At 38.1% G+C, this 318-nt stretch carries 1 protein-coding gene; it reads left to right on the forward strand.

What is annotated here, in order from left to right; genetic code table 11:
* Positions 1–318: 2Fe-2S iron-sulfur cluster-binding protein (locus B2X73_RS01760; RefSeq protein WP_291095607.1), on the forward strand; the 318-nt coding region annotated here is incomplete at both ends.

Genomic DNA, 318 nt, shown 5'->3' on the forward strand with positions numbered 1-318 from the left:
TGGACCAGAAGAAATGATTTTAAGCGGTCGTGACGCTTTTGTAGAAGCAGGAGTTGATGTAAAACATTTACATTTCGAATTATTCTATAGTGCATCTGCAGAAGCGAAAAAGGTAGAGCGTCAAAAAGCTGTAAAACAATCAAACGATACAATGAGTAAAGTTACCATTAAATTAGATGCAACAGCTTTACAGATTGATTTGGGTTACAATGGCGACACAATCTTAGATGCGGCTTTACAAAACGGAGCTGATTTACCTTATGCTTGTAAAGGTGGTGTTTGCGCAACTTGTAAGTGTAAAGTAGAGAAGGGTGAGGT

It is taken from the genome of Empedobacter sp. UBA7252, from assembly GCF_002472765.1.
In the GTDB taxonomy this organism is placed as follows: Bacteria; Bacteroidota; Bacteroidia; order Flavobacteriales; family Weeksellaceae; genus Empedobacter; species Empedobacter falsenii_B.